The organism is Nocardia elegans NBRC 108235 (assembly GCF_001612845.1).
Lineage (GTDB): Bacteria > Actinomycetota > Actinomycetes > Mycobacteriales > Mycobacteriaceae > Nocardia > Nocardia nova.
The window spans coordinates 120,157-146,553 of the sequence record NZ_BDBF01000014.1; the positions used below are offsets into that span (position 1 = coordinate 120,157).

The following is a 26,397-nucleotide window of genomic DNA, read 5'->3' on the forward strand; positions in this document are numbered from 1 at the left end:
AGATTTCCCGATGGATCGCTACGCGTCGGCCGCCGCGCGCGTGGACGGCAGGAACGGGGTGAGCAGATTGTGCTCGGTGGACGGCCCGAATTCCCATTCCGCGATCCACGGGCCGGTGCCCTCGCTCGGGTCGAGCACGCCCGATTCCAGCCATTCGTAGCGGCCCTCGAGCACCTGCCGAGTCAGCGCGGTGTCGGCGTCGTCGGTGTTGTCCCAGAGCGCGGCGAAGGCGGCCTCCACCCGCAACCGGGCCTGGCGGCAGAAGGTATCGGCCAGTTCCGTCGCCGCGGCCGCGTCCCGGCTGTCCTCGGCGCGCATGGCCTGCGCCCGAACGCAGGCCGCCGACATGGCGAACAGTTCCGCGCCGATATCCACGAGGCGGCCCAGGAACCCCTGCCGGTATTCGAGTTTCGCCTGCCAGCGCGCCATCGCGTACATCAGTTCGCGCGCCTGCTTGCGCGACATGCGCTCGACGAAACGCAGATGCGTTGCCAGCGGGCCGAATTCGGTATATCCGGCCGGGAGTGTGCCACGGCCGACCGCCAACTGCGGGAACCACTTCGCGTAGAAGCCACTCGCCCCGACCGCTGCGGTGGCCTTGTCCTTCAACGCCGCATGACGGTCCACGAGTGCGCCCGCGGCGGCCATGTGCGCATCGGCCATCTCCCGGGCGATCAGCAGCCGCATGATCTCGCTGGAGCCTTCGAAGATCCGATTGATTCGCAGATCGCGCACCAGCTGTTCGGCCGGCACCGCGCGCTCACCCCGACTGCGCAGGGAGGCGGCGGTCTCGTAGCCGCGCCCGCCGCGTATCTGCACCAGCTCGTCGGCGATGCGACAGCTCATCTCGGAGGCCCACAGTTTGGCCAGTGCGGCCTCGATGCGGATGTCGTTGCGCGCCTCGTCGCACATGGTCCCGGACAGCTCGAGCACCGCCTCCAGCGCGAAAGCGGTTGCGGCGACGAAGGATATCTTCGACGCGACCGCAGCGTGTTCACCGACCGGGCGGCCCCACTGCACGCGCGCCGCCGACCAGCCGCGGCTGATCTTCAGCGACCACTTCGCCGCCGCGGTGCACAGCGCGGGAATCGCCAGCCGTCCGGCATTGAGCGTGGTCAGCGCGATCTTCAGGCCGTCGCCCTCGCGTCCGATCAGATTGCGCGCCGGCACCCGGACCTTGTGCATGCGGGTGACACCGTTCTCGATCCCGTGCAGACCCATGAAGGCGTTGCGGCGCTCGACGGTGATGCCGGGCGTGTCGGCCTCCACCACGAAGGCGGATATCCCGCCGCGATGTCCGGGCCCCTTCGGCACTCTCGCCATCACCACCAGCAGTTCGGCGACCACACCGTTGGTGGTCCACAACTTCACTCCGTCGAGTTCGTAGGCCTCGCCGTCGGCGGTCGGGGTCGCGGTACTCGCCATCCGGGCGGGGTCGGATCCGACGTCCGGTTCGGTCAGCAGGAAGGCGCTGATCGCGCCCCGCGCGCATCGGGGCAGGAATTCGCGCTTCTGTTCCTCGGTGCCGGCCAACTTCAGCGGTTCCGGCACGCCGATCGACTGATGCGCAGAGAGCAGCACGCCCAGGCTCGCGTGGACCGAGCCGACCAGCATCAGCGCCCGGTTGTAGCCGACCTGCGACAGGCCCTGCCCGCCGTACTCCGGGGGGATCTTGAGGCCGAAGCAGCCGAGTTCGGCCAGGCCGCGAACGTAGTCGTCGGGGATCTTCGATTCGGCCTCGATGACCGACCCGTCCAGCGTCTCGCAGAAGGCCCGCAGCCTTTCCAGGTAGGCCTCGGTCCGCGCCGCGTCGTCGGGAGCCGGCTGTGGATACGGATGAATCAGGTCGAGCCGGAACCGGCCGAGGAACATCTGCTTGGCGAACGACGGTTTGGCCCAGGTACTTTCGCGCGACTCCTCGACCAGTGCGCGGGCCTGCTCTTCGGTGGCGTGAACTTTCGCGGCTGTTGCCATGGGACCCTCCCTCGAAACGTGATCAGGATCACATTTGAGTGTAGAAGGCTTGGTTACCCGCCGGTAGGCCTCCGGCTAAATCGGCGGGCGAAGAATTACTGCACGCCGCGCAGGTACCGCCCGAAATGCGGCACCGTGAAGCCGATGGTGCCCCGCTCGGCGGAGTAGATCAGCCCCTTCTTGATGAGTCCGTCCCGGGCCGGAGACAGCGACGCGGGTTTGCGGCCGAGCTCCTGGGCGACCGCCGCGGTCGGCACCGGCCCGTCGTCGCCGGCCAGATCGGCCATCGCCCGCATGTACTCGCGCTCGGCTGGGGTTGCTCGTTCATAGCGGGAGCCGAAGAACCCGACCGCCAACTCCTCCTCGGCCGCGGGGGCCGCCAGTTCCACATCCTCGGCGCCGATCGGGCTGCGGGCGGCCACATCCCACGTGGCCTTACCGTAGGCCTGGACGAAATAGGGGTACCCATCTGCCTTGTCGTACAAGGCTTTCAGGGCCTCCTCGGTGAACTCCACCGCCTCGCGCTCGGCGGGGGCGATCAGCGCGCGGTCCGCGGAATCGCGATCGAGTCGGTCGATGCGGTGGTAACCGAAAAGGCGCTCGGAATAGCTCTTGGAGGCCGAGAGGACGGCCGGTAGATGTGGCAGGCCCGCGCCCACCACGATCAACGGCGCTGTCTCCTGGCTCAATTCGTGGCAGGCGCCGCAGATCGCGGAGATATCGGCCGGTCCCAGATCCTGCATCTCGTCGATGAACACGGCGATGCCCACGCCGATATCGCGGGCGAGCTGGGCGGCCTCCAGCAGCAACTCCACCAGATCGATCTCGATGTCACCGGAGTCCGCGCGCCCGGTGACGGCCGGGACGTCGATGCCGGGCTGCCAGCGTTCCCGCATCCCCTTGTCGGCGGTCGCGCGCAGGGCGAAGGCCTTGAGGATGCCCAGGAAATCGTCGACCATCTCGGGATTGCGGTGGGCGACCGCGATCTGGCGCACCGCCATATGCAGCGCCGATGCCAGCGGGCGCCGCAATTCCTGATCCGGGCGAGCCTCCAGTTTGCCGGTCCCCCAGCCGCGCGAGCGGGCCGTGGACCGAAGTTGGTTGAGCAGCACGGTCTTTCCCACGCCGCGGAGTCCGGTGAGCATCACACTGCGTTCGGGGCGCCCGCGCGAGATACGTTCGAGCACGATGTCGAACGCGTCGAGCTGCTTGTCGCGCCCGGCGAGTTCGGGCGGGCGCTGGCCGGCGCCCGGGGCATACGGATTCCGCACGGGGTCCATGCCCCGACACCGTAGCGCGTTCGCACCGAAATCTCGGGATATATAGGGGATGTCCTAGATTGCGCTATCCGAGCGAATGGCAGCCGCTGTGCGGGGATGACCGGGCGCGAGGGGCTCTCTACGCTGGTGGCTGATCGAGGTCCGAAATGTCCGCAGGAGGGGTCATGTCCACCGATTCGGAAGATCAGCAGTCCGGCGATCGGCCGAACCCCACGGTGGCCGAGGTCGTCGGGTCCTGGGACGTGCCGGCCGGAGCGAGCGTCGCCCGGCAGATTCGCGACAACATCCTGCACGCGATCGCGCAGGGGTACGACGATCCGCAACTGGTGGCCGATCTGGCGGTCGGTCCGCTCGTGATCGCCCTGGGCCGGCTGGAAACAGAAATGGCGGACGCGCGGGGACGCATCGCGGAACTCGAGCGCGCGGTCCGTCCGCGCGGTGAGGCGTGAATCGGTCGCCGATGTAGCGCCGCCGATGAAATGCCACGGATGTAACGCCCCGGCGACTCGTTTCGATAACGAGGGCAGAGCCGTGGATACCGTGCCGTGATCTCCATAGCAGATGGATTCGCCGGGCTGTAATCGGGGGTGGTCCTGGCGTTTTGGCGACACGCGGGCAGACACGCCGTCGTGTGGGGTGGACAACAACACCGAGCCGTCGTAATCTCTTCGTGACTTCGCGGAGTATGTCGCTTCATTAGAGGGGCGGCCCGCTGAGTCACCGCCTAATCAGCAGTCGAGTGGGCAGCTCGATCGCTGAACCGGGGACCCAGGTTACTGGGGTGAATCCTCTTCGGTCGCAAGGTCGATGGGGTAGGGCCGATCTTCCCGGTCCGAACCCGTCAGCTAACCCGGTCGGCGCGTGGGCAAGGAAGAAACAGGAGACTCAGCTCGGTGGGTAAACACAGTCTGCAACGGGAATCTCGGCTGCCGAATTCCGTCAAGGGTGCGCTGGTCTGCGGCGCAGTAGCGGCCACAACCGGTGCGATTCCGGCGATTCCGGCCATGGCGGCCACGATCAACGTTCCCGGCGTCGGCAACTTCGACGTTCCGCTGGGTTCGGAATTCGACCAGCAGGTCAGCCAGGCGAACCAGGTGCTCGCCGATCACGCGGATCAAATCAAGGGAGTTCAGCAGGCGCTGAGCTCGCAGGCGATCGCGCCCAGCATCCCCAACGCCGCGCAGAACCCGATGAGTGGCATGTTCGGCCAGTCGCAGCAGCAGCACGGTGTCGGCGACGTCGCTCTCGACGCTGCGCGCAGCAAGATCGGCGCCGACTATGTGTGGGGCGCCTCCGGTCCGGCGAACTTCGACTGCTCCGGTCTGGTGCAGTGGGCGTACAAGCAGGCCGGAATTCAGCTGCCGCGTACCAGCTTCGAACAGTCGCACGTCGGTAAGCCGGTCGCCTTCCAGGACCTGAAGCCGGGCGACCTGGTCATCCAGAACGGCGGCGGCCACGTGGCCATGTACGCCGGGGATGGCAAGATTCTCCAGGCGCCGCAGTCGGGTGAGACCGTCAGCTACGCGCATCTGGATCCCGACTCGATCGTCACCGCACGCCGCGTCGCCTAGTCGTTTTCGCTCGACAGCACGGCCCGGCGGTAATCCGCCGGGCCTACTGTGAGGAGCGAAACTGGAACAGGCACAACCAGCTACAGCTCGGGTCGACTCCTGGATCTGGGCTGTCCGGCTGTTCAAAACTCGATCCGCCGCGGCCACCGCGTGCCGCGGCGGTCATGTGCGTGTCAACGGCACGACGGTCAAACCCGCTCATCAGATCAAGCCCGGTGATGAGGTGCGGGTCCGCAATGCCGGGGCCGAACGCATCGTCGTCGTGGTCCGACCGATCGTGAAACGCGTCGGCGCTTCGATTGCGACGCAATGCTATATCGACAAGAGCCCTCCGCCACCCGCACCGGAAATCGTCGCCGCGATGCCCAAGCGCGACCGCGGCGCCGGACGGCCCACCAAGCGCGAACGCCGCGAAACCGATCGGCTACTCGGCCGGGATTCGACCTGAGTTGGCGCGGAGGGCGCCCGCGTCGGTGCCGAATTCCTCGCTGAACTCCCCTGCCCGATAGCGAGTGCGGCATTCGCCCCGGCGCACCTTTCCGCTCGAGGTCTTCGGAATCGCGCCGCGCGGCAGCAACAGCACGTCCGCCGGTGCGATGCCGTGCACAGTCGCCACCGCGGCCCGGACCCGCCGGCCGATATCGCTCACGGCGGCCGGTGGGCTCACCACCTCGGCGAGGACCACGAGGTCCTCGCGCTCACCGGTATCGACCCCGAACGCCGCGATATGCCCGGGACGCAGTTCGGGCGCGGAGTCGGCGGCGGTGGCTTCGATATCGGCGGGGAAATGGTTGCGGCCGTCGATGACGATCGTGTCGCGCAGGCGGCCCGCGATGTAGAGCCCCCCGTCGTGGAGGAAACCGAGATCTCCGGTGCGCAGCCACGTTCCGGACTGTCCAGGGAGCACCGCGCCGAAGGTGTCCGCGGTCCGCTCGCGCAGCCCCGCATACCCCGCGCCGACATTCGGACCCCGCACCCATATCTCACCGACGGCACCGTCGTCGCACGGTATGCGCGTCACGGGATCGACGATGCGCACGGTTTGCCCGGCGGGACGGCCGCAGTCGACCAGCGCGATACCGTCGTGGCGCGCGGACGCAACGGTCGCCCGGCCCGAGCTCAGGGCGGCGCGGTCGAAGTCGACGCATACCGGTTCCGCCTCCGGGCGCGAGATGGTCACCGGAAGGGTTGCCTCGGCCAGGCCGTATCCCGCGGTATGGGCCCGGTGACGGAATCCGTACGGGGCGAAGGTGCGAGTGAAGGCGTCCAGCGCGGTGGCGCGGATCGGTTCGGCCCCGTTGAGCAGCAGATCCAGCGAGGACAGATCGAGACCGTCGCGTTCCGCCGCCGTTGTGCCCGAAACGGCCAGTGTCAGACCGAAATTCGGGCTGGCGGTCGCGGCGGCACGATAGTCGCTGCACGCGCGCAACCATCGGATCGGGCGTTTGGCGAAGTCGGCCGGTGGCATCGTGATCGCATGAACGCCCAGATACAGCGGCAGCGACAGGGCGAAAACCAGGCCCATATCGTGGAAGAACGGCAACCAGGTGACCATCGGACGGTCGTCGGCCGGTGCCAGGGCCGTACGCAACTGATCGAGTGCCGCCGCGAGATTGGCATGGGTGATGCACACTCCCGCAGGCGAAGTGGTGGAGCCGGAGGTGTACTGGAGGTAGGCGGGATGCGCGCCGGCCGGATCCACTCGGACGTCGCCGGTGCCGACGTGCACATCCACCGTCAGGAGTTCGCCGTGCGGCATGGCGTCGGCATCCGGACATTCGGGCGTGCCGGTCGGCAAGCGTGGCGAGACGAGACTCAGACGCGGCTCGGCGTCGACGAGGATCGTCCGTAACCGTTCGGCATTGCGGCGCATCGCCATCGGAAACAGCGGAACCGCGGTGCGGGCGCTGTAGAGGCAGGCGAGAAAGGCGACGACATAGTCGAGACCGTGCTCGCACAGGATCGCGACACGATCACCGGGCGATGTCCGCTCACGAATCTTCTCGGCCAATGCTCCTGTCGCACTGTGTAATTCGGATACCGCGACGGTGACCTCCGTACGCCGACCGCCCGGGTACGACAGCACGGTGAAGGCCGGATCGTCCGGTGTTTTCGCTGCCCGGTCCGCGACGGTCGCCGCCAAGCAATTGATCATCGTCGCTCCTGGCGCGGCATTCGAAGCGCCAACGCGGTCGACAACGCCGTGACAGAGGGGTTGTCGAACAGCTCGGCGGTGGCGATCCGGATTCCCAGCCGGTGCTCCAGACGGCGTCGCAGATCTATGGCCAGCAGCGAGGACAGATTCAGTGACGCGAAATCGGCTTCGGGGTCGATGGATTCGACGTCGCGCGACAGTACGTTCGCGACCGTGGCGCGCACGATTCGCTGTACATCCTCGCCCGCGTCGGCAACTCGGGACAGACGTCTGTCGGCCGCAGTGTTTGCCGAGCCCGGCGAGCGCCCACCCGGCAGATCGGCCCCGAGCGAACCCGCGGGAGCCAGCGCCTCGCGAAGTCTGGCCGCGACCGGTCCCGAGTCGTCGGTGGGCGTGTAGTCCAGCGCGAGCACCACCGCCTGCGGACGGCCGAGAATCGCGGACAGCACGGACATGCCGCGAGCGGCATCGAAGGGGGTGATGCCGGCGGTCCGCAGATGTGCGGCGCCTCCGGCGGAGCGGGCGAGCCCGGCGTCCCAGCTGCCCCAGGCGATGCTGGTCACCGGTCGGCCGGTGGCGGCGTGCGCCAGCGCATCCACTGCCGCATTGGCGGCGGCGTACGCGGCCTGTCCGGGCGCCCCGAACAGACCGGTGGCGGAGGAGAACAGGAGGGTGAAGTCGACCGGGTCGCTCGCCGTCAGTTCGAGCAGCGAGACGGCCGCGGTCACTTTCGGTTCGAAGTGCAAGGCCAGCGATTCGCCTGTCACGCGGTCGAATTCGGCGTCCTGCAGCACACCGGCGGCATGCACCAGTCCTCGGATAGTCGATCCACACGCTCGGATGTCGTCGAGGGCGTTGGCCAGGTCCGCGCGATCGGCGACATCACAGCGCACGACCACCACGCGGTCCTCGGCGCCGTCGAGCAGCGGCGGCAGCGGCCGCGGGCGCCGGGTCAGGACGACCACATCGCGGGCTCCCTGCTCGAGCAGCCACCGCACCGCGGCGGCCCCCAGCGCGCCGAGCCCGCCGGTGACCACGTAGGTGCCGTCGGCGCAGATCGGGACCCCGGAGCCTGCTCCCCCGAGTCGCCGGAACCGCCGCATCAGCGTCCGCGCACCTTCCACGCGCACTTCCGCCGGCCCCCGGGAGTCGAGCACGAGCTCGCGCACGATGTCGGCGCCCGATTCGTCGGACCAGATCAGGCGCACCGGTCGGCCGGATTCCAACTGCAGGGTCCGGACCAGCGCGGCGACAGCATTGTGTTCGACGGATGCCGGATCCCGCAGCACCACGGTGAGGCTCGCCGTCGTTTCCGCGGCGATCACCTGCTGCAGGACGCGCAAGGCTCGCTCGAGTGCGGGGACGACCGGACTCGCGTCGGTTCCCGCGCCGAACGCGTCGTGCCGCGGCGCCGAGAGTGCTTCCGCCCAGACCAACACCACCGCAGTGGGCGCCGATCCCGGTGCCGCTGCCGCCGCCAAGGCCGTCGACTCGCCGGGCTCCCGGGCGATCCGCTCGGCGGGGAGGTGCCGGTCCAGCGCGCGGGCGATCGACTTCGCGAGGCGCGATTCTCCGACGACCGACGCCCGCTCCATGGCCGGGTGCACCGCCCGCGCGGCTTCCGCGGAGAACGGCAAGGCAATCCACTGTTCCTCGCGCAGTACGGAGTTCGCCCATTCCGGTGCGGTGGCGACCGTCGCGTCGTACTCGGCTCGTCCGCGCGCGGCGGTGCGCCCGAGAAGCAGGTTCATTCCCGAGCCGACGGCGTCTTCGAAAACGACACCGGCACTGGCGGGTTCACGCGGCGCATCGTCCGGTACCACCGCGCGATTCATCTGGGGTTGGGCGTATAGACCGTCATCGGTGGCAGCGTCGGGACGGTCGCCGTCGACGTCGGCGTTTCCAGGCGGCCGGTAGACGACCGTGTGGCCGGATGGGTCTCTCGCCGCTTGCCGCGTGTCGAAAGCCTTGTCCGCGAATGCGATTCGCACGCCGATCAGTGCCACTGCCGGGGCATCGTCCCGGTCCACCGCGATGACGTCGCACAGCAGCCCGCCCGGTTCGTGCCCGCGCACGAACGCGTGCGCCTCGGTCAGCAGCACACGGGGGGCATCGGAAAGCCATACCGACCCGATGGCTACCGGAACCGCAGGCCCGGTTGGGGGCAGGACTTCCCGGCCGGCGGCGGCGATCAGCTGTAAGCAGCCGTCGAGCGCGGCCGTGGTCAGCGGGATCGAATCGAAAACTCCGACGGCGCTGCGGATTCCGGCACGCACGGCGGCAAGCGTCCGGAAGCGCGGACCGTAGTCGAGTCCACGGGTGCGCAAGGACGTATAGAACTCGTCGACATCGAGTTCGTCCGCTGTCGTGGCGGAGGTGCGATGGTCGTCCACCGTACGCATCCACCCGAGAATGTCGGCGGGCGAGGCGGCTGTCTCCGCCCGCGCCGAGGCCAGCGACACCGGCCCCAGCAGTACGCGCAGATCCGATCCGCTGCGGTAGCCGACTGCGGCGAGATCCGCGATGTCCGTGCGTTCGTGAACCGCGAAATCGGCCAGCCGGATCGGTCCGGGAACCGAATCCAGCAGGCGCCGAATCCAATACGCGGCGGGCACGGTCGGCACACCGTTCACCACGTGATCGTCCAGTCGTTCGCGGCCGGGATCGGTCGCGGTCCGGGTGAGCAACGGGAAAGTTCTTCGCCGCCAACGCCGTTCGACCGCCGGACCGGCCGTCGCACCCTGGATCGACCAATCGACATCACGCCCTCGCAGATACATGGCACCGACGGTGCGGAGCAGGGCGGTGACCTCGCCGTCGCGATGCGCGGCCGAGAAGACGGCGTCGGCCAGTTCGGGATGGTCGCGCACGGCCGGCGCCAGCACCGGATGCGGTGATATCTCCACGATCGAGGTGTAGCCCCGGCCCACGGCGGATTCGACGGCCGCGTCCAGATCGACGGTGCCACAGAGGTTGTCGATCCAATAGTCGGTATCCATCGCGGCGGAATCGATCACCCGGCCGGATCGTGCCGTCGAGAACACCGGCACGCGGGGCGCCCGCGGCGCCGGCGCTCGCAGCGCGGTGGTGAATTCGTCGGCGAGCGCGCGAACCTGCGGGCTGTGCGCGGCGAAGTCCACCGGCACGGGTCGTACGTAGTACTGCCGCCGCCGCGCTCGCCGCAGCAATGTCTCCATGTATCGCGTGGTCCCGGAGACCACCACCGCCCGGGGCCCGTTCACCGCCGCCACCGCGACCTCCGCGCGCAAGGGCTCGACCAGCCGCCGCGCTTGATCCGGTGTCGCCTCGAGCAGCGCCATCATGCCCTGCCCGGCCAGCCGGCCCAGCACCCGCGAGCGCACGGTGACCAGATGCGCGGCATCGTCGAGGGACAGGGCTCCCGCGATCACCGCGGCCGCGATTTCGCCGAGGCTGTGCCCGGCCACCGCATCCGGCTCGATTCCCCACGCCGCGAGCAACCGGGCCAGCGCCACCTGGTAGACGAACAGCGCCGGTTGCACCGTCTCGGTGGCGCCGACGCCGTCGGCGAAGCCGTGGCGGGGCGTCCACACTCGCGGCCCGCCCGCATTCGCCACGGCGTCGGCCGCTTCGGCTACCGCACGGGCGTATTCGGGATACCGGGCCGCCAGCTCGCGCCCCATGTGCGCATGCTGACCCCCTTGTCCGGAGAACAGGAAAAGCACGCGTCCGCGCCGTCGCCCACCGACTCCGAGAAGGGCCGGCGAACGGGAGCCGCTCGCCACCGCGCGCAGTGCGTCGCCCGCATCGTCGGGCTCGTCCGCCACGATCGCGGCCCGAACCGGTTGGGGCAGTGCGCGTCCGGTTGCCGCCAGGGTGGACAGCGACATCTCGCCGCCGGCCAGAACGGTCGCGGTGTCACGCAGTTCGTCCTCGTCGCGACCGGTAAGGCCGATGAGCACGGGAGGCCGCACCTCGCGCCCCGGTCCCGGCTCCACCTCCCGCAGGACCACATGCGCATTGGTGCCGCCGAATCCGAACGAACTGACGCCCGCGCATCGCGGCATGCCGGACTCCGCGGGCCAGCCGACCACTTCACCCGGCACCCGGAGGCCGCGTTCGGACAATCGCAGCAGCGGATTCTCGCGCTGAAAGTGGATGGTGGGCACGATGGTTCCGTGGTGTAGGCACAGCGCTACCTTGGCCAGCCCGGTCACCCCGGCCGCCGCCTCCAGATGGCCGATATTCGATTTGATCGATCCGACATACGGTTTCACCGCGCCACCCGGCGCATCGAGTACGGTGGCCAGCGCCTCGATCTCCACCGCATCGCCGACCGGTGTTCCGGTGCCGTGACATTCGAAGTATCCGGCGGAGCGGACATCCAGGCCGGCGCGTGCCCACGCTGTGCGGATCACCTGTTGTTGCGCGCGCCCGTTCGGGGCGTAGAGACCGTTCGATCGGCCGTCGGAACCCACTGCGGCGCCGATGATCTCGGCGTAGCTCCGATTGCCCTCACGTTGCGCGTCGGCCGTGCGCTGCAATACCAGCACGGTCGCCCCATCGCCGCGAACGTATCCGTCGGCGGTCGCGTCGAACGGCTTGCACCGCCCGTCAGCGGCGAGGAAGCCACCCTGTTCCAAATACTGCGAAGTGTGCGGCAGCAGCGCGAGATTCACGCCGCCGACGATGGCGTACGGTACGGCGTCGTCGGCCAGCAACCGCACGGCGAGGTCCACCGCCGCGAGCGAGGACGAACACGCGCTGTCGAGGACCACACTCGGTCCGTGCAGATCCAGTGCGTACGAGATCCGATTGGCGATGATGCTCAGCGCGGACCCGGTCACCGCGTAGGGCGCGTCCTGTCCGCCGCTGCCGAGGACGACCGCTCCGTGGTCGAAACCACAGGCGCCGAAGAGAACCGCGGTATCCGACCCGCTCAGCCGATAGCCGATTCCGGCATCGTCGATCGCTTCGACCGCGACCTCCAGCGCCAGCCGCTGTTGCGGATCCATCAGGGCCGCTTCGCGATCGGAGATCGAGAACCGGTCGTTGTCGAATTCCGTGATCGAATCCAGATAGCCGCCGCGGCCCGCGCCGTCGCGCCCCGGCGGCGGGTCGCCGACTCCGCTGCGGCTCTCGATCAGCAAGCGCCACAATTCGTTCACGCCGGAAGCGCCCGGTACTCGGCATCCGATACCGATGATCGATATCGGTGGCGTGGCGGCTGTCATCGGCGCTCGAGATGGTCGACGAGCCGCTCGATATCCGGGTTGTCGTAGAGCTCGGTGAGCGAGATCTCCACGCCCAGAGCATCTTCCAGCACGCCGGCCAGGCGGGCGAGCTGCGCGGAGCTCAGGCCCAGATCGGTGAAAGGCACTGTGGTGGAGACGGATTCGGGTGCGGCGCCCAGCATGTGCGCGACGGCGGCGACCGCCGCGTCCGCCGAGGTGCCGATCCGTTCCCGCTGCCCCACCGCCATGTCCTCCCCGTATCCGGCGCTGTCGCACGACGGTCGGGTGGCATGTGAGCGCGATTCGCGCAGCGGCTCACAGTGCCGACCGGGTGCGGGTGTCCCGCGTAGTGCAGGTTCCCCAGCGATTATGCCGACAAGTCGGGGCCCGGTGAAGAGGTCGAGACGGCTGAGGCCACAGGGGCGAGAGTGACGAGACGAGCCGCGACCCATGCCGGTCGCGGCTCGCCCCGCCCGCCGATCAGACGACCAGCGAACCCAGTCGCGCGTTGATCAGCGTCTCCGCCTCGTCCACGATGCGCGAGATCAGCTCGGCGCAGGTGGGGATGTCGTCGATCAGACCCTGCACCTGTCCCGCCGACCAGATGCCGGCGTCCAGGTCGCCCTCGTCGAAGACGCGGCGGCCGCGGGCTCCGGCGACCAGATCGCGCACATCCTCGAATTTGCCTCCGGCGGCCTCGATTTCGACCACCTTGCGGCTGATCTCGTTGTCGGCCACCCGGGCGGTGTTGTGCATGGTGCGGAAGATGAGCTGGGTATCACGCTCGGTGTGGGCGACGATCTGTTCCTTCACCTTCCGATGCACCGGGGACTCCTCGGTGCACAGGAAGCGGGTGCCCATGTTGATGCCGTCGGCGCCCAGGGCCAGCGCCGCGACCAAGCCGCGGGCGTCGGCGAAACCACCCGACGCGATGACCGGGATGTCGAGCGCCTTGGTGGCGGCCGGGATCAGGATCAGGCCGGGCACGTCGTCCTCACCCGGGTGGCCGGCGCATTCGAAACCGTCGATGCTCACGCCGTCGACGCCGATCTTCTGCGCCTTGAGCGCGTGCCGGACGCTGGTGCACTTGTGCAGCACCTTGATTCCGGCTTCCTTGTAGTACGGCAGGAACGGCTCCGGGTTGCTGCCCGCGGTCTCGACGATCTTCACGCCCGATTCGATGATCGCCTGAACGTATTCCTGGTACGGCGGCGGGTTGATCGACGGCAGGATCGTGACGTTGACGCCGAACGGCTTGTCGGTGAGCTGCCGGGTGCGCTCGATCTCGCGCCGCAGATCGTCGGGGGTCGGCTGGGTGAGCGCGGTGATGAAACCGAGCGCCCCGGCGTTGGCGACCGCCGCCACGAGTTCGGCGCGGCCGACGTGCATCATGCCGCCCTGCACGATCGGGTGTTCGATACCGAACATCTCGGTGAATCTGGTGCGCAACATCTGGTTGTCCTCCTGGCCGCGGTACGACTCGGGGCGACGCGCCCGGCATCTCCGGCACCCTTCGATGCCGGTGTGTGCACAGACTGCCGCCCCTCGGGTGCCTGGCCGCGTGCGAGCCGGGCCTGCCCGGATGGCTCGATACTGGCATGGCGACCGCGTCGGAGACAACAGGATGTGAGCGGCAGTTTGCTACGAAACTCTCGAAGGGGCGCGAACTGAGGTCATGGTGAAATCAGCCAAAAACCCAGGTTATCGCCATGAGTTGGCGCGGTATCGCGAATGTTCGGTGAACCGGGATTCTCGTATGTAACCCTTGTCACGGCAAAAAGTTAGTTGCTATTCTCGCTGTTGGTTCAGCCGTCGACGCCACCGGGCCCATTCGGTGGCGAACTCCGACGGTCCGAGAGGAGTTCCTGCATGACCACCGGTGTCCAGACCGACGAACCGATCCGGTCGCGTCGAAACCACTGGAACAACCAGCTCGCCACGCATGCGCTGATGCGCCCGGACGCGGTGGCGATCCGGTTCCGCGGGCAGGACACCACCTGGAAACAGCTGCACGAGCGGTCACTGAAATTCGCCGATGCTCTGGCTCGGCGCGGTGTCGGCTTCGGCGACCGGGTGCTGATTCTGGCGCTCAACTACACCGAGTACCTGGAGGCCGTGTTCGGCATCAACGCGCTGGGCGCGATCGCGGTACCGGTGAACTTCCGGCTCACCCCGCCCGAGGTCGCCTACATCGTGGCCGATTCGGGGGCCGCGGCGATCGTCACCGACTCGCTGCTGCAGCCGCTGGCCACCGGTGTGATGGCGCAGAGCGAGGCGCTGCGTACCTGCGTCGTCATCGGCGGCACCACGGGCGAGGGCGTCATCGGCTACGACGACTTCCTCGCCGAGACCGGCGAACCCCATGTGCCGCAGGACATTCCGGAGGACACTCCGGCGTTGATCATGTACACCTCGGGCACCACCGGCAGCCCCAAGGGTGCGATCCTGTCCTACGAGAATCTGAATGCCCAGGCGCTGACCTGCATTCGGGCGATGAACGCTACCCCCGACAGCATCGGCTTCTGCACCTCGCCGCTGTTCCACATCGCCGGACTGGGCTCCCTTGCCCCGGCGTTCATGCTCGGCTCCAAGACCGTGTTGCATCCGCTCGGCGCGTTCAACGCGACCGAATTCCTCGACGCCATCGAGGCCGAACAGGCCACCACCGCCTTCTGTGTCCCCGCCCAGTGGCAGCTGATCTGCGAGGATCCGACGGTCAAGGAGCGCAAGCTGGCGTTGGAGACGTTGAGCTGGGGAGCGGCGCCCGCCTCGGAGACCGTGCTGCGGGCGATGGCCGAGTGCTTCCCGAACGCGCAGAACGTCGCGGTCTTCGGCCAGACCGAGATGTCGCCGATCACTTGCGTACTCGAGGGCAAGGACGCGCTGCGCAAACTCGGCTCGGTCGGTAAGCCCATCCCGACCATCCAGAGCCGCGTCGTCGACGACGAGATGAACGATGTCGCGCCGGGCGAGATCGGCGAGATCGTCTACCGCGGGCCGACCATGATGCAGGGCTACTGGAACAAGCCCGAGGCGACCGCGGAAGCCTTCGCCGGCGGCTGGTTCCACTCCGGTGACCTGGTTCGCCAGGACGAGGAGGGCTTCGTCTGGGTGGTCGACCGCAAGAAGGACATGATCATCTCCGGCGGCGAGAACATCTACTGTGCCGAAGTGGAGAATGTGCTGTTCGCGCATCCGAAGATCCACGAGGCCGCGGTGGTCGGCCGGGCCCACGAGAAGTGGGGCGAGGTGCCCGTGGCCGTGGTCGCGCTGCTCGACGGCGAAACGCTGACCCTCGAGGAGCTGACCCCGTTCCTCAACGAGAACCTGGCCCGGTACAAGCATCCGAAGGATCTGGTGATCGTGCCGGAGCTGCCGCGCAATGCCAGCGGCAAGGTGGTGAAGGTGCAGTTGCGCAAGGAATACGCGGGCTGACCTTCGGGCAGGGGATATGCCCGGCACGTGCGAGGCAGGACCTACGCCGCGTACCCGGTCGTGAACGAGCCGCCGAGTCGACACTCGGCGGCTCGTCGCCGTATCGGCCCGCGGCCGGGGGTTTGTCCCGCGACTGGTGCGAATCGGCGTGCGGCTCAGATCATGTCGTGCTTGGTGAGCCAGTTCATCAGCGGCCAGCCGCAGAAGACCGGCAGCCAGCAGGTCAGTACCCGGTACAGCAGAACGGCCGGCACGCCGATCGCCGCGGGCACGCCGAAGGCGGCCAGACCACCGATCAGCGCCGCCTCCACCGCGCCCACACCACCGGGCGTGGGTGCGGCCGAGGCCAGCGTCCCGCCGATCATCGTCACGACCGTCACGGTCACGAATGTCGTTGCGCCGCCGAATGCTTCGATGGCCGCCCACAGCGCGCCCGCCGCGCCGAGCGTGGTGGTCGCGCAGCCGCCGACGATCATCAGCAGCCGTTTCGGTTCACGCGAGAGCGTGTGCAGTTCCGCGACCACCTCCGCCAGCTGCGGTCGCACCTCGTTGCGCAGCCAGCGCCGCACCGTCGGCACGAACATGGCCGCACCGACCGCGCCCAGCAGACCGCCGGCCAGCAGATACAGCACGGTCGCACTCGGCACGAAATGTTCCAGGTTCGCCGAGACACCGGCGGCCACGCTGAAGACGATCAGCAGCACCACGTGCGTGATCACCTGCACCGCCTGGTTCAGTGCCACCGCCGCGGTCGCCTTCACTGTGCCCAGGCCGCTCTTCTGCAGGAATCGGACACTCAGCGCCAGCCCGCCGACCCCGGCGGGCGTGGTGGTCGCGGCGAAGGTGTTGGCGACCTGCATGCCCAGCAGCTTGCGGAAATTCACCGAGGTCCCGGCACATCCCCACAGCGCCATCGCCGCGCCGACATAGGTGGCGGCCGAAATCGTCAACCCCAGCAACGCCCACCACCAGTTCGCGGTACGCAGTTCGGTGAAGAAGGTCGGCACCTGGCTGATGAACGGGTAGGCCACGTACACCAGCGCGATCAGCAGCACCAGCTGCACGATCTGGTTGCGCGAGTAGCGGGTGATCCGCGCGGCCTCGATCCGATCCTTACCGGTCTGCTGAAGTACTTGGGCGCGGACCGTTTTCATCAGTTCGCCGCTGTCGGGCACCGATTTGCGGACCTGGGTGCCGATTCCGTTCTTGGTGAGCCGGCGCGAGGCGTCGAGCACCGCCTGTTCCCCCAGCACGTGAATGGCGGTGGCCACCACCGTTTCCGCCCCGAACAGGGAACTCGTGGTGAGCAAGAGCTGCGCGATATCGGCGGAGAAGCGGGAGTCGAAGGCGCCGAATTCCGCCGCCATGAAGCCGCCGAACAGCACCCGCCCCTCGGCGATGCGGATTTCCTCGACCCGCAGATCGCCGTGGGTGATCTGGGCGCGATGCATGTTCTGCAGTGACCGCCAGACGTTGGTCAGCACCACCTCACTGTCGCCGGGGGCCAGCTGCCGGCCCCGGGGCGCGGTGTGCGCGTACAGGGTCCAGCCGCGGCTCAGCGCGGCCACCGTCAGCGGTTTGTTGCTGGCCAGTCCCAGATCGCCGAGCGCGATACCCATCAGTGCGCGATGCTCGACCGCGCGGCGCATCGAGGCGAAGGCGGGGGTGCGTTCGCTGCTGCGGAAGGTCAGCCAGCGCCGGGCCTGCCGCAACATTCCCCAGCTGCGCTGATTCTGCCCGTACATCTCCACGATCAGCTGGCGATGCGGCCCGGTGTCGGCGCTCAGCAGCAGCGGTCCGGGACCGGCCGGGCGCAGCACGGTGAATCCGGTGACGGTGTATCCGCGGCCGGCCAGCACCCGGACGGCGGCCTCCAGCGGCACCTCCAATGCCGGAGTGCCGACCAGCAGGACGATCACCGCACCGACGAACCAGCCCACCGCGAGCCCGAACATCGCCCGCGAGGGCACCACCAGACTCACGAACAGGTGCAGCGGCACGAACGCGATCAACAGCGCCCACCACAACCGCCGCCAGGATGCCGGCAGCCAGGGACTGGCCACGGTCAATCCGGCGGCCAACATCGCGATCCAGCGCGGATCGTCGAGAAATTGCGACAGGAACGTGTCGAGCTGGCGTGGCACCGCCAGATGCCACTGCGGCGCCGAGATTCCGGATTCGGTGATGGACAGCGCCAGGACCGCGATCAGGCCCGCGGTGACGTAGCCGCTGAGCAGTTTCCATTGCATCCGGAAGATCAGGCGAACGAGAATCGCGAAGGGCAATGCCAGAATCGCGATGCCGTAGAGCAGATAGACCAGGTTGGACTGTTCGGGCGTGAGGAAGCCGACGATGTCGGAGACCGATCGCTCCAGGGCTTCCCAGCGCGGCCGGGTGACGAGCGATCCGGCGACCACCACCGCTACCAGCAGGGCGGACAGCACCACGCGAATGATGTCGCTGGTCCGCCTGATCCGCGGCTGCAGCAGACTGCCGGAGACGGGGATCTCCCGCCCGTCTACTCGCATGTCGTATCGAAACTTTCGGATCGAGGGAGCTGCGTCGGTCCCTGGGTCGGCTCGGGTGTGAGTATGCAGGAGGCCGTCCGAGCGCCCGTCGGCAACACGCCGTTCCCCGGGTTCGCGCAGGTGGGCGTGCGCGTACTCCACCCGAGCCGACCGCACTCGGGTGGCTGTTCCGCGTCCGGATCTCCGCTCGCTCGGGCCGAGGCCACCGCGCGAGCGCCCGGGTCTTCGCGGACCGGCAGGGCGCAGCGTCACCCGGGCGGTCCCGAGCCGGCCGTGACGGGTGCGTCGGTGTCGCCGATGCTGAAGATAGCGCCGGTCATGGTGCCGGTATCGAGTTCGGCGATCGCGGCCGCGACCAGCTCCGTCGGCACCAGCGCGGGAAAGGAATTGGGGGCGACGGCATTCGCGCGGACCCCGAATTCGGCGAATTCCGCGGCGATATGCCTGGTCAAGTGGTCGAGCGCGGCCTTGGTCGCGGAATATACGGCCTGCCCGCCGGAGTAGACCCGGGATCCGGACAAACTCGAGACGTTGACGATATTGCGATTGCGCGCCCGATTCTCGTCGCCGCGATGCAGCCAGCAACGCTGCGCGAGCCGCGTCGCCAGTCGCAGCGGCACCTCGACGTTCATCGCGAACTGCGGGGCGAGCGCGTCGAGGGCGGTGTCGCCGTCGACGAGGCCGTTCGGTTGCAGATCCAGCTGCGCCGCATTGTTGACCAGCAGATCGACCGCGCCGAATTTCGCCAGTGCCAGATCCACCACTCGCTCGGCCTCGCCCTCGCGGCGCAGATCGGCGCGCACGACGAAGATGCGGGAGTCGTTCTCCGGAACAGGCTGCCAGGGTTCCAGCGGATCGATGAACCATTCCTCCTGGGAGGGCGCGGCCGGAACCCGATTGCGGCAGACGGCCACGATGTCGTAGTCCCGGTAGTACGCGCGGCAGAACGCATCGCCCAATCGCCCACCCGCCCCGGTGAGCAGGCACACTCGACGGCTGTCACCACTGGACAATGCGGTCCCCTCCCCAGCGGCTCGCCGCCTGCTCCTTCGGCCGGTGCAACCACATCACCACACTGTTGCGGGCCGCGGTGTTGGCGCCGAGGAAGGTGTGCCAGGACCGCGGCGTGCATTCGAAGACGACCATCGAATTGTCCAGCGGCGGAACGACCACCGTGGGTGTCGGCTCCGCGGCGCCGATATCGGCGAACAGTCCCGTCTCGCCGCCGTCGCCCGGCTGCCATTCGCTGTTGCCCAGATAGAACAGCACCGCGACCGCGCGCACCATTTCACGCGCCGGCACCCCCGCGGGCCGGGCGCCGGACTTCAGATCGATATCGTCGCCCGGCAGGCCGACCGTGTCCGGCCCGGGCGCCGCCCCCGGGAACCAGGCCGGGGTGAGGTCGTGGTGCGGCCAGCCGCGCGGACTCCCCGGCGGGTGATGGTGAAGTGAGCCCTCGACGTCGCCGCTGGCCGGGACGCCCGCGACTCGTGCGATCAGGTCGTGCCAGGCGCGCGACAGGAAGACCTCGAGCGGTCCGTTGCGCATCCGGGTCAGGCTCGCGCCGGAGGCGCCGTAGCCCGCGGCAACCGGACCGAACAGGTCCTGGCGATCGGTGCGCACCCGTTCGAATTCGACCGCGAGCCGCTGGTAGAACTCGGCGACGAAGACGTCGCGGACGTAGACGTGGGGGAAGGGGCGGGTGCGGCGAATCCATCGCCGATGTGCCAGCAGATCGATGAACCACCGCGGCAACGGCGCCTCGGACAACATACAAGCTCCCTCCCGGACTACCCGCCGATCTTATTGCCTTCCCGGTACCGCGCCGAGTTCGTCCCGGTTTGTGCAACCATCACCCGGTGGTGCGCGACGTTCGGGTCTGTTTCGTGGGAGATTCTCTGGTTGCGGGACTGGGAGATCCGCAGTGTCTCGGCTGGGCGGGCCGGCTCGCCGGACGTGCGACAGCGGCCGGAATTCCGCTGACCTACTACAACCTCGGGGTGCGACGCCAGACCTCCTCCGATATCGCCGCCCGCTGGGAGGCCGAATGCGGACAGCGATTATCCGGCGAGGTCGACGCGCGGGTCGTCTTCTCCTTCGGCGTCAATGACACGCTGCGGGAAAACGAGGCGATCCGGGTGCCGGCCGACGAGTCCGCGGCCAACCTCCGCCGCATGCTGCGCCGCTGCGCCGAACTCGACTGGACCGTCCTGGTGGTCGCGCCGCCGCCCTGCATCGACGACGAACAGAACGCGCGCACAATCGAATTGGACGATCGATTCACCGAAATGTGCTCCCGCGAACAGGTTCAGTATCTTCGCGTTCACCAACCGCTGCGTCACAACGACATCTGGATGCGCGAACTGCGCGACGGCGACGGCTACCACCCCGGCGCGCCGGGCTACGAGCAGCTGGCGGCCATGATCGGCCCGCATTGGCTGCAATGGCTGACCGAACCTCGCACCCACCTCCCCACGGTGAGCTGATCCGCCGTATTTCTCCGCACCGCGTTTTTCTGCGCACCGATTAGTTAGCGTTGTTCGTCCCGTCTTCATGGTTCGAACGCATCGGCCGACCGGGCCGGTGACAGGTTGCAGAGGAGCAGGTCAATCATGGGGAAGATCGTTGTCGCCGAGTTCGTTTCGCTGGACGGATTCATCCAGGATCCGCTGTGGACCGCACCCTTCTGGTGCGACGGCATCGCGAAGTACAAATCCGGTGAGCTGGAGGCGGTCGACGCCTTGCTGCTGGGCCGCACCACGTATCAGATGTTCGCCGCGTCCTGGCCGGACCACCCGGAAGAGGGTGCGTACAAGGACAAGATGAACAGCATGCCCAAGTATGTGGCGACCGATTCGCTGCGCGATCTGGAGTGGAACGCTCAGCGCGTCGAGGGCGATCTCGCCGCCGGCATCGCGAAACTGCGGACCGAGCAGAACCTGCTGGTCTTCGGCAGCGCATCGCTGGTGAAGTACCTGCGCGAACACGAACTGGTCGACGAGTACCGCCTGGTCGTCTACCCCGTCCTGCTGGGCAGCGGCCTGCGGCTGTTCGAGTCCGTCGAGCCGGAAGCCACCCTCGCCCTCGCCGAATCCGAGGTGCTCGACAACGGCGTCCTCCTCGCCACCTATCGGGTCACCAGCAATTCGGTGGTGCGGCCCAGCTTCGGCTGACCGGCCCGCCACTCATTCGCGGTGGCGGACGATATTGAGCACGTTGCCGTCCGGGGCGCGGACCAGGAACCGGCGAACTCCCCAGGGCTCGGTGGTGAGGGGATGGACGATCTCGTAGCCGAGGCGTTGCGCCTGCGCATAGGCGGCGTCGACGTCGTCCACCAGCACCGACGCGACGGAGTCCGCGGGCGCGGCCGCGTCCTGTGTGACGAGCTGGACGGCGGCGCCCGTCTCCGGGGACGTGTAGCGGGCAACCCAGCCCAGATCGAATTCCTCGGTGCTCAGGCCGAGGAATTCGGTGTAGAAATCGCGGGCGGCCTCGATATCGGCCACTCGAAGGTTGGCCAAGATGCGATGGGTGCGCATGCGGTTCTCCTGTCCGCCGGGCATCGGTCGGTAATGCTAGTCCGCCGCGGGGGCGGTGCGGCCCATAATCTCCAGTACCGCCATGGCCGCGTTGTGACCGCCGATTCCGCTCACGCCACCGCCGCGGACCGCGCCGGCACCACACCGGAAGATGTTGCGATGGCCCGTGCCGACTCCCCAGCGAGCGGCGGGCGCGGAATCATCGTCGGTGCGAAACGGAAAATCCAAGTCGCCGTGAAAGATATGGCCGCGTGGCAGGCCGAGTTCGGCCTCCAATTCCAACGGCGTTCTGGCCTCGATACACGGATCGCCGTTCGCATCCGTGGCGAGACAGCCGGAAAGCGGCTCGGCCAGAACGGCATCCAGCTGTCGCAGCGTCGAAGCCAGCAGCTCGTCGCGTGATCCGTTCTCGAAAAGAGTTGCCGGAGTGTGCAAACCGAACAGGGTCAGTGTATGCATGTCCTGTTCGGCGGCCTCGGAACCGAGAATCGACGGATCCGTCAGCGTATGGCAGTAGATCTCCGACGGCGGGGCGCTCGGGAATCGCCCACCGGCCGCCTCGCGGTAGGCCCGTTCGAGCTGGTCGTAACCCTCCGCGATGTGGAAGGTGCCCGAGAACGCCGCGTGCGGATCGATCTCGGTGCGTAGCCGGGGGAGCCGGCGCAGCAGCATGTTCACCTTGAACTGACTGCCCTCGGGCAGCACGTCGACCGGCTCGCCCAACAGCCGGGCGAGGGTCGCGGGTGCCGCGTTGACCAGGACGTGGCGGGCATCGGCCAGACCGGATTCGTCCGGCGTGTCGAACCGGACCTGCGCTGTGTCGCCGTCGGTGTCGATCCCGGTCACCGTGCACGACGTGCGCACCCGCGCACCCGCCCGCCGCGCCGCATCGGCGAGGGCATCGGTCAGCGCGCCCATCCCGCCGACCGGCACGTTCCACTCGCCGGTCCCGTTGCCGATCACGTGGTAGAGGAAGCAGCGATTCTGCCGCAACTCCGGATCGTGCGCGTGCGTGAACGTGCCGATCAGCGCATCGGTGAAGACCACGCCGCGCACGGTGTCGTCCCGGAATCGCGCCTCGACGGTTTCGCCGAGCGGCCGCTCGAACAGCATCTCCCAGGCGTCCGGATCGTCGAGCACTCGCTGTAGTTCGGCACGGGTGGGCAGCGGCCGCAGCATGGTCGGAAAGATCCGCTGCGCTGCCCGCGTGGTCGTCGCGTAGAACCGTTGCCACGCCTCGAAATCCGCATCGGATCCGGTGACCCGGCGAAAGCTCTCGCGGGTTCGTCCGGCATCGGCCGTATCGACGAGCAACCCGGTGTCGCCGACCGGCGTGTACGACGAGATCCGCCGCTCGCGGGTCCGGAACCGCAGATCCAGATCCCGGACGATCCGATCCGGAAGAAGACTCACCAGGTACGAATACCGCGACAGTCGCGCATCGATCCCGGCGAACACCCGCTCCGACACCGCCGCTCCACCGGTATGGTCCTGCCGCTCGAGGACCAGTACCGACAGTCCGGCGCGCGCCAGGTACGCCGCGGCCACCAGCCCGTTGTGCCCGCCGCCGACGATGACGACGTCATAGGGGTCGCGCATCAGCCCTGGATATCACGAATCCGCGCGACCCGCGTCCGATCCGCCGGGTGTCGCGGACTTGCGCACCAGCAGATATCCGTGCGGGCACCGCTCGTCGGGTTCCGGGGGTCGCACCATCCGGGTCACCGGGACGAACCCGTGCGGCCGCAGCATCTGCGTGAGGCGTTCGGGAGACCACCGCACCACCGGCGCCACCTTGTGGTCGTACGGTTGCCGGTCGGCGCCGTCGTCGGCCGCCTGGAACGCCAGCATCAGATAACCCCCGGCGGCCAGAGCGCGAGCGAATTCCGCGAACAGATCCGGCAATTGCTCCGGCTGCATATGAATGATGCTGTACCAGGCCACAATTGCGCCGAACCCGCCGTCGGCGACGTCCAGCTTCTCCATCGAGCCCTGTTCGAATCGCAGATGCGGATGGACCTCGCGGGCCATCCGGATCATCTCCGCCGAGGCGTCGAGCCCGAAGGTGTTCAGCCCCAACCCATCCAGATATCCGGTGATCCGGCCCGGACCACATCCCAGGTCTGCCACCGGACCGCGGTCCTCGGCCTGCGCCAACTCCGCGAACAGCCCCAGCATCGCCCGATCGACCGGCGCGTTCACCATCGCATCCCGGAAGAGGTTGGTATAGAGCTCCGCCACCTCGTCGTATGCGGCCGCCACCGCATCGGAATTCGCACTCACTCCGGCAGCCTACCCACGCCGAGCCCGGACCCTTCCGGGTTTCGGCGCGTAGGGTCGCGGCATGGCCACCTCGACGCAGCACCGGGAGGCGGACGGATGAGGACGCTCACCTCCCGCATCGTGTATCGAAATCCCTGGATCGAGGTCCGCGAGGACAGTATTCGCCGCGCCGACGGCTCCACCGGCATCTACGGCGTGGTCCACCGGGCGGAATTCGCGGTGGTGGTGCCGCTGGAGGGCGACCGCCTGCATCTGGTCGAGCAGTTCAGATACCCACTGGGACAACGGTGCTGGGAGTTCCCGGCGGGCGCGCTGCCGGGTGGCGAGTCCGACGACCCGGTCGAAATCGCCCGCCGCGAACTGCGCGAGGAGACCGGTCTGCGCGCCACCGACCTGACCCACCTCGGCATTCTCGACGCCGCTCCCGCCACGCTGGCCCAACGCGGCCACGCCTACCTGGCGACCGGTCTCACCGCGGGCGAACCCGAACGCGAACCCGAAGAACAGGACATGCGGTCCCAGTGGTTCGACCGCGGCGTCGTGGAACGGATGATCCGCACCGGCGAGATCACCGACTCCCAGACCATCGCCGCCTACGGTCTGCTCCTGCTCCACGAGCGCCGCTGATCCGGCGGTGGTCAACGCTTCCGGGCTCGGAAAACGCTGTCCCGCAGTGTGATCGACTCCCCGCTCGAACGGACGACCGATCGGGTCCGGCTCTCGACCAGCTGGACATCCCAGCGATCCGGCGCCAATCCGGCGGCGATCTGCCCGGCGGTGACGTGCACGTGGGAAGCGGAGGTGTGAGCGGCCGACTCGTGATCACCGGGGGCGTGGCCGACGATGAACAGTGTTCCGCCCGGCGCCACGGCGGCGGCCAGGCGCTCGAACAGGGCGTCGTTCGAATCGACCGGGTGTACGTAGCATGCGCAGACCAGATCGAAGCGGTTCTCGCCCGCCTCCCACCGCGTCATATCCGCTGCGTGCCAATCGATTCGGCCGGCGATGTCGCGGCCGGCCCGATCGGCGCGCTCCCGGCCGCGCGCGACGGCCGCCGCCGCGATGTCGACGGCGGTGACCCGCCAGCCCTGCCGGGCCAGCCAGATCGCCTCCGCGCCCTCACCGCAGCCGGCGTCCAGGGCCGTGCCGGGCGGCAGGCCGGCGAGTTCGCCGGTGAGGTGGGGATTGGGTTCGCTCTCCGACGCCGAACCGGCGCCGTGATAACGCTGTTCCCAATAGTGCCGGTCGAATTCACGCCCGGCGGAGCCGTGCCGATGCTCGTGGTGTGCGTGATCACCGGTCGTGTCGCCGCCGGTCGGATGGCTGCCGCTCATGTCGACTCCTTCGGTGGGGTGCGAGTTCACAGGCCGTGGCGCCGATCACCGAGCACGCGGTCGGCGAGCTTCCTCTCATCGTCGGCGGAGAATCCGCGTCGATGCCGTTCCACCGCCCGGCGCGTCTCCTCCTCCACCAGATCGGCATTGATCTGCGCGGCCGCGAACGCGCCCGCGGCGGCCGCCGCACCCACCTGTGCGCTCAGGTCGGTGACATTGCCCGCCGCCCACACACCCGGAACGTCGGTGCGGCCCATCGCATCGGTCGCGATGTATTCGCCTGCGCCCGAGGGATGGTCGACAGGCTCGAGGCCGAGTTTGCGAAGGATCTCGGATCGCGCGACCATGCGCGGGCCGACGGTGATCACCTCGCGTGCCACCACCGTTCCGTCGGCGAGCCGCACACCGGTGATGTGGTCTCCGGCGACCTCCAGCGCCGCCACTTCCCCCGTGATCACCGGAATGCCCCGCGCGGCAAGCTTTTCCGCCTCCTCGCCGCCGGGTGCGTCCATGGTGTGGGTGAACAGGACGACATCGTCGGTCCACTGCCGGAACAGCAGCGCGCCGTGGACGGACATCGGGCCGTTGGCGATCACCCCGATCCTGCGGTCCCGGACCTCCCATCCGTGGCAGTACGGGCAGTGCACGACATCGCGGCCCCAGCGTTCCCGCAGGCCCGCGATATCCGGAATCTCGTCGACCAAGCCGGTGGTCACCAGCAGGCGGCGCGCCCGCACGGTCCGCCCGTCGGCGAGTTCGAGGTGAAATTCGCCGTCCTCGCGGACAGCGCCGGTGATCTCACCGGACACGATGTGCCCGCCGTAGCCGCGCACCTCGGTGCGGCCGCGGGCGAGCAGTTCCGCCGGCGGCATCCCTTCCCGGCCGAGCAGTCCGTGCACCCCGTCGGCCGGGGCGTTGCGGGGGGCGCCGGCGTCGACCACCGCCACCGATCGGCGCGCCCGTGCCAGCATCAACGCGCCGTTCAACCCCGCTGCTCCACCGCCGACGATCACCACGTCGTAGTCGCTGTTCAGCTCATCGGTCACCATGACCACCTCCTGGCGTCCACCGTGCCGGATACACCA

Annotated in this window: 21 protein-coding genes and 1 riboswitch; of the genes, 7 read left to right on the forward strand and 14 right to left on the reverse strand. The window is 68.4% G+C overall.

Features of this window, described 5'->3' with window-relative positions; all coding sequences use genetic code 11:
* Positions 1 to 18 precede the first annotated feature (18 nt).
* Positions 19 to 1,974: an acyl-CoA dehydrogenase family protein gene (locus NE2_RS12175; protein WP_063026020.1), complete on the reverse strand. Its 1,956-nt coding sequence runs from the start codon at positions 1,972 to 1,974 to the stop codon at positions 19 to 21.
* Positions 1,975 to 2,069: 95 nt separating this feature from the next.
* Complete coding sequence (locus NE2_RS12180; protein ID WP_030514121.1) at positions 2,070 to 3,254, reverse strand: ATP-binding protein; 1,185 nt, start codon at positions 3,252 to 3,254, stop codon at positions 2,070 to 2,072.
* A gap of 164 nt (positions 3,255 to 3,418) precedes the next feature.
* Here NE2_RS12180 and NE2_RS12185 point away from each other — a divergent pair, with 164 nt between their 5' ends.
* From NE2_RS12185 to NE2_RS12195, 3 genes are all read left to right on the forward strand, one after another.
* Positions 3,419 to 3,703 (forward strand): hypothetical protein, encoded by a 285-nt coding sequence (locus tag NE2_RS12185; protein WP_063026021.1) that lies wholly within the window; start codon positions 3,419 to 3,421, stop codon positions 3,701 to 3,703.
* 262 nt (positions 3,704 to 3,965) lie between these two features.
* Positions 3,966 to 4,129: riboswitch (cyclic di-AMP (ydaO/yuaA leader) on the forward strand.
* A gap of 18 nt (positions 4,130 to 4,147) precedes the next feature.
* Positions 4,148 to 4,825, forward strand: coding sequence for a C40 family peptidase (locus NE2_RS37505; RefSeq protein ID WP_030514123.1), 678 nt, complete (start codon positions 4,148 to 4,150; stop codon positions 4,823 to 4,825).
* A 61-nt stretch (positions 4,826 to 4,886) separates the two neighbouring features.
* Entirely contained in the window at positions 4,887 to 5,273 is a 387-nt protein-coding gene (locus NE2_RS12195; protein WP_063026022.1) for an RNA-binding S4 domain-containing protein, read from the forward strand.
* Here the strand turns inward: NE2_RS12195 and NE2_RS12200 are convergent.
* The 4 genes from NE2_RS12200 to NE2_RS12215 all read right to left on the reverse strand — a co-directional run bounded on the left by NE2_RS12200 (position 5,250) and on the right by NE2_RS12215 (position 13,645).
* Positions 5,250 to 6,980, reverse strand: coding sequence for a fatty acyl-AMP ligase (locus tag NE2_RS12200; RefSeq protein ID WP_063909370.1), 1,731 nt, complete (start codon positions 6,978 to 6,980; stop codon positions 5,250 to 5,252). The genes NE2_RS12195 and NE2_RS12200 overlap by 24 nt on opposite strands.
* The gene (locus NE2_RS12205) at positions 6,977 to 12,193 is read right to left on the reverse strand and encodes a type I polyketide synthase (RefSeq protein ID WP_084493982.1); all 5,217 of its coding nucleotides are present in this window, start codon (positions 12,191 to 12,193) and stop codon (positions 6,977 to 6,979) included. Before NE2_RS12205 ends, NE2_RS12200 begins: the two co-directional genes overlap by 4 nt.
* Positions 12,190 to 12,441, reverse strand: coding sequence for an acyl carrier protein (locus NE2_RS12210; protein WP_063014346.1), 252 nt, complete (start codon positions 12,439 to 12,441; stop codon positions 12,190 to 12,192). Before NE2_RS12210 ends, NE2_RS12205 begins: the two co-directional genes overlap by 4 nt.
* Before the next feature lie 232 nt (positions 12,442 to 12,673).
* Complete coding sequence (locus tag NE2_RS12215; RefSeq protein ID WP_030514128.1) at positions 12,674 to 13,645, reverse strand: NAD(P)H-dependent flavin oxidoreductase; 972 nt, start codon at positions 13,643 to 13,645, stop codon at positions 12,674 to 12,676.
* A gap of 417 nt (positions 13,646 to 14,062) precedes the next feature.
* On the opposite strand from NE2_RS12215, the gene fadD5 reads away from it, so the two are divergent.
* Positions 14,063 to 15,628: a fatty-acid--CoA ligase FadD5 gene (gene fadD5 / locus NE2_RS12220; protein ID WP_063026024.1), complete on the forward strand. Its 1,566-nt coding sequence runs from the start codon at positions 14,063 to 14,065 to the stop codon at positions 15,626 to 15,628.
* A 155-nt stretch (positions 15,629 to 15,783) separates the two neighbouring features.
* Here the strand turns inward: fadD5 and NE2_RS12225 are convergent, their stop codons facing one another.
* From NE2_RS12225 to NE2_RS12235, 3 genes are all read right to left on the reverse strand, one after another.
* Entirely contained in the window at positions 15,784 to 18,156 is a 2,373-nt protein-coding gene (locus NE2_RS12225) for a lysylphosphatidylglycerol synthase transmembrane domain-containing protein (protein WP_063026025.1), read from the reverse strand.
* 248 nt (positions 18,157 to 18,404) lie between these two features.
* Entirely contained in the window at positions 18,405 to 19,169 is a 765-nt protein-coding gene (locus tag NE2_RS12230; RefSeq protein WP_233429755.1) for an SDR family NAD(P)-dependent oxidoreductase, read from the reverse strand.
* A complete protein-coding gene (locus NE2_RS12235) occupies positions 19,156 to 19,929 on the reverse strand; it encodes a 2OG-Fe(II) oxygenase (protein ID WP_063026027.1) in 774 nt (257 codons plus the stop codon). Before NE2_RS12235 ends, NE2_RS12230 begins: the two co-directional genes overlap by 14 nt.
* A 113-nt stretch (positions 19,930 to 20,042) precedes the next feature.
* Between NE2_RS12235 and NE2_RS12240 the strand changes: the two genes are divergently transcribed.
* Together NE2_RS12240 and NE2_RS12245 are read left to right on the forward strand one after the other, a co-directional pair.
* Complete coding sequence (locus NE2_RS12240; RefSeq protein ID WP_233429756.1) at positions 20,043 to 20,642, forward strand: GDSL-type esterase/lipase family protein; 600 nt, start codon at positions 20,043 to 20,045, stop codon at positions 20,640 to 20,642.
* 126 nt (positions 20,643 to 20,768) lie between these two features.
* Positions 20,769 to 21,329, forward strand: coding sequence for a dihydrofolate reductase family protein (locus tag NE2_RS12245; RefSeq protein ID WP_063026029.1), 561 nt, complete (start codon positions 20,769 to 20,771; stop codon positions 21,327 to 21,329).
* Positions 21,330 to 21,341: 12 nt separating this feature from the next.
* Here NE2_RS12245 and NE2_RS12250 read toward each other — a convergent pair whose 3' ends face one another.
* Genes NE2_RS12250 through NE2_RS12260 form a run of 3 tightly spaced genes read right to left on the reverse strand, consistent with a single transcriptional unit; the run spans position 21,342 to position 23,978 of the window.
* A complete protein-coding gene (locus NE2_RS12250; RefSeq protein ID WP_063026062.1) occupies positions 21,342 to 21,695 on the reverse strand; it encodes a VOC family protein in 354 nt (117 codons plus the stop codon).
* Positions 21,696 to 21,731: 36 nt separating this feature from the next.
* Positions 21,732 to 23,294 carry a phytoene desaturase family protein gene (locus tag NE2_RS12255; protein WP_063026030.1) on the reverse strand — a complete coding sequence of 521 codons (1,563 nt, stop codon included), beginning with the start codon at positions 23,292 to 23,294 and terminating at the stop codon, positions 21,732 to 21,734.
* Between the two features lie 12 nt (positions 23,295 to 23,306).
* Positions 23,307 to 23,978: a class I SAM-dependent DNA methyltransferase gene (locus NE2_RS12260; RefSeq protein WP_063026031.1), complete on the reverse strand. Its 672-nt coding sequence runs from the start codon at positions 23,976 to 23,978 to the stop codon at positions 23,307 to 23,309.
* 96 nt (positions 23,979 to 24,074) lie between these two features.
* Here NE2_RS12260 and NE2_RS12265 point away from each other — a divergent pair, with 96 nt between their 5' ends.
* Positions 24,075 to 24,605 (forward strand): NUDIX domain-containing protein, encoded by a 531-nt coding sequence (locus NE2_RS12265; protein ID WP_063026032.1) that lies wholly within the window; start codon positions 24,075 to 24,077, stop codon positions 24,603 to 24,605.
* Between the two features lie 11 nt (positions 24,606 to 24,616).
* Here NE2_RS12265 and NE2_RS12270 read toward each other — a convergent pair whose 3' ends face one another.
* Positions 24,617 to 25,312 (reverse strand): class I SAM-dependent methyltransferase, encoded by a 696-nt coding sequence (locus tag NE2_RS12270; protein ID WP_084493990.1) that lies wholly within the window; start codon positions 25,310 to 25,312, stop codon positions 24,617 to 24,619.
* Positions 25,313 to 25,338: 26 nt separating this feature from the next.
* The gene (locus NE2_RS12275) at positions 25,339 to 26,361 is read right to left on the reverse strand and encodes an NAD(P)/FAD-dependent oxidoreductase (RefSeq protein WP_063026033.1); all 1,023 of its coding nucleotides are present in this window, start codon (positions 26,359 to 26,361) and stop codon (positions 25,339 to 25,341) included.
* Positions 26,362 to 26,397 lie beyond the last annotated feature (36 nt).

Coding starts and splice junctions, on each gene's coding strand:
- NE2_RS12245 (WP_063026029.1), top strand. CDS start 20,769: ATGGGGAAGATCGTTGTCGCCGAGTTCGTTTCGCTGGACGGATTCATC.
- NE2_RS12180 (WP_030514121.1), bottom strand. CDS start 3,254: ATGGACCCCGTGCGGAATCCGTATGCCCCGGGCGCCGGCCAGCGCCCG.
- NE2_RS12250 (WP_063026062.1), bottom strand. CDS start 21,695: ATGCGCACCCATCGCATCTTGGCCAACCTTCGAGTGGCCGATATCGAG.
- NE2_RS12270 (WP_084493990.1), bottom strand. CDS start 25,312: ATGAGCGGCAGCCATCCGACCGGCGGCGACACGACCGGTGATCACGCA.
- NE2_RS12210 (WP_063014346.1), bottom strand. CDS start 12,441: ATGGCGGTGGGGCAGCGGGAACGGATCGGCACCTCGGCGGACGCGGCG.
- NE2_RS12200 (WP_063909370.1), bottom strand. CDS start 6,980: ATGATCAATTGCTTGGCGGCGACCGTCGCGGACCGGGCAGCGAAAACA.
- NE2_RS12265 (WP_063026032.1), top strand. CDS start 24,075: ATGAGGACGCTCACCTCCCGCATCGTGTATCGAAATCCCTGGATCGAG.
- NE2_RS12215 (WP_030514128.1), bottom strand. CDS start 13,645: ATGTTGCGCACCAGATTCACCGAGATGTTCGGTATCGAACACCCGATC.
- NE2_RS12225 (WP_063026025.1), bottom strand. CDS start 18,156: ATGCGAGTAGACGGGCGGGAGATCCCCGTCTCCGGCAGTCTGCTGCAG.
- NE2_RS12275 (WP_063026033.1), bottom strand. CDS start 26,361: ATGGTGACCGATGAGCTGAACAGCGACTACGACGTGGTGATCGTCGGC.
- NE2_RS12185 (WP_063026021.1), top strand. CDS start 3,419: ATGTCCACCGATTCGGAAGATCAGCAGTCCGGCGATCGGCCGAACCCC.
- NE2_RS12175 (WP_063026020.1), bottom strand. CDS start 1,974: ATGGCAACAGCCGCGAAAGTTCACGCCACCGAAGAGCAGGCCCGCGCA.
- NE2_RS12205 (WP_084493982.1), bottom strand. CDS start 12,193: ATGACAGCCGCCACGCCACCGATATCGATCATCGGTATCGGATGCCGA.
- NE2_RS12255 (WP_063026030.1), bottom strand. CDS start 23,294: ATGCGCGACCCCTATGACGTCGTCATCGTCGGCGGCGGGCACAACGGG.
- NE2_RS12235 (WP_063026027.1), bottom strand. CDS start 19,929: ATGTTGTCCGAGGCGCCGTTGCCGCGGTGGTTCATCGATCTGCTGGCA.
- fadD5 (WP_063026024.1), top strand. CDS start 14,063: ATGACCACCGGTGTCCAGACCGACGAACCGATCCGGTCGCGTCGAAAC.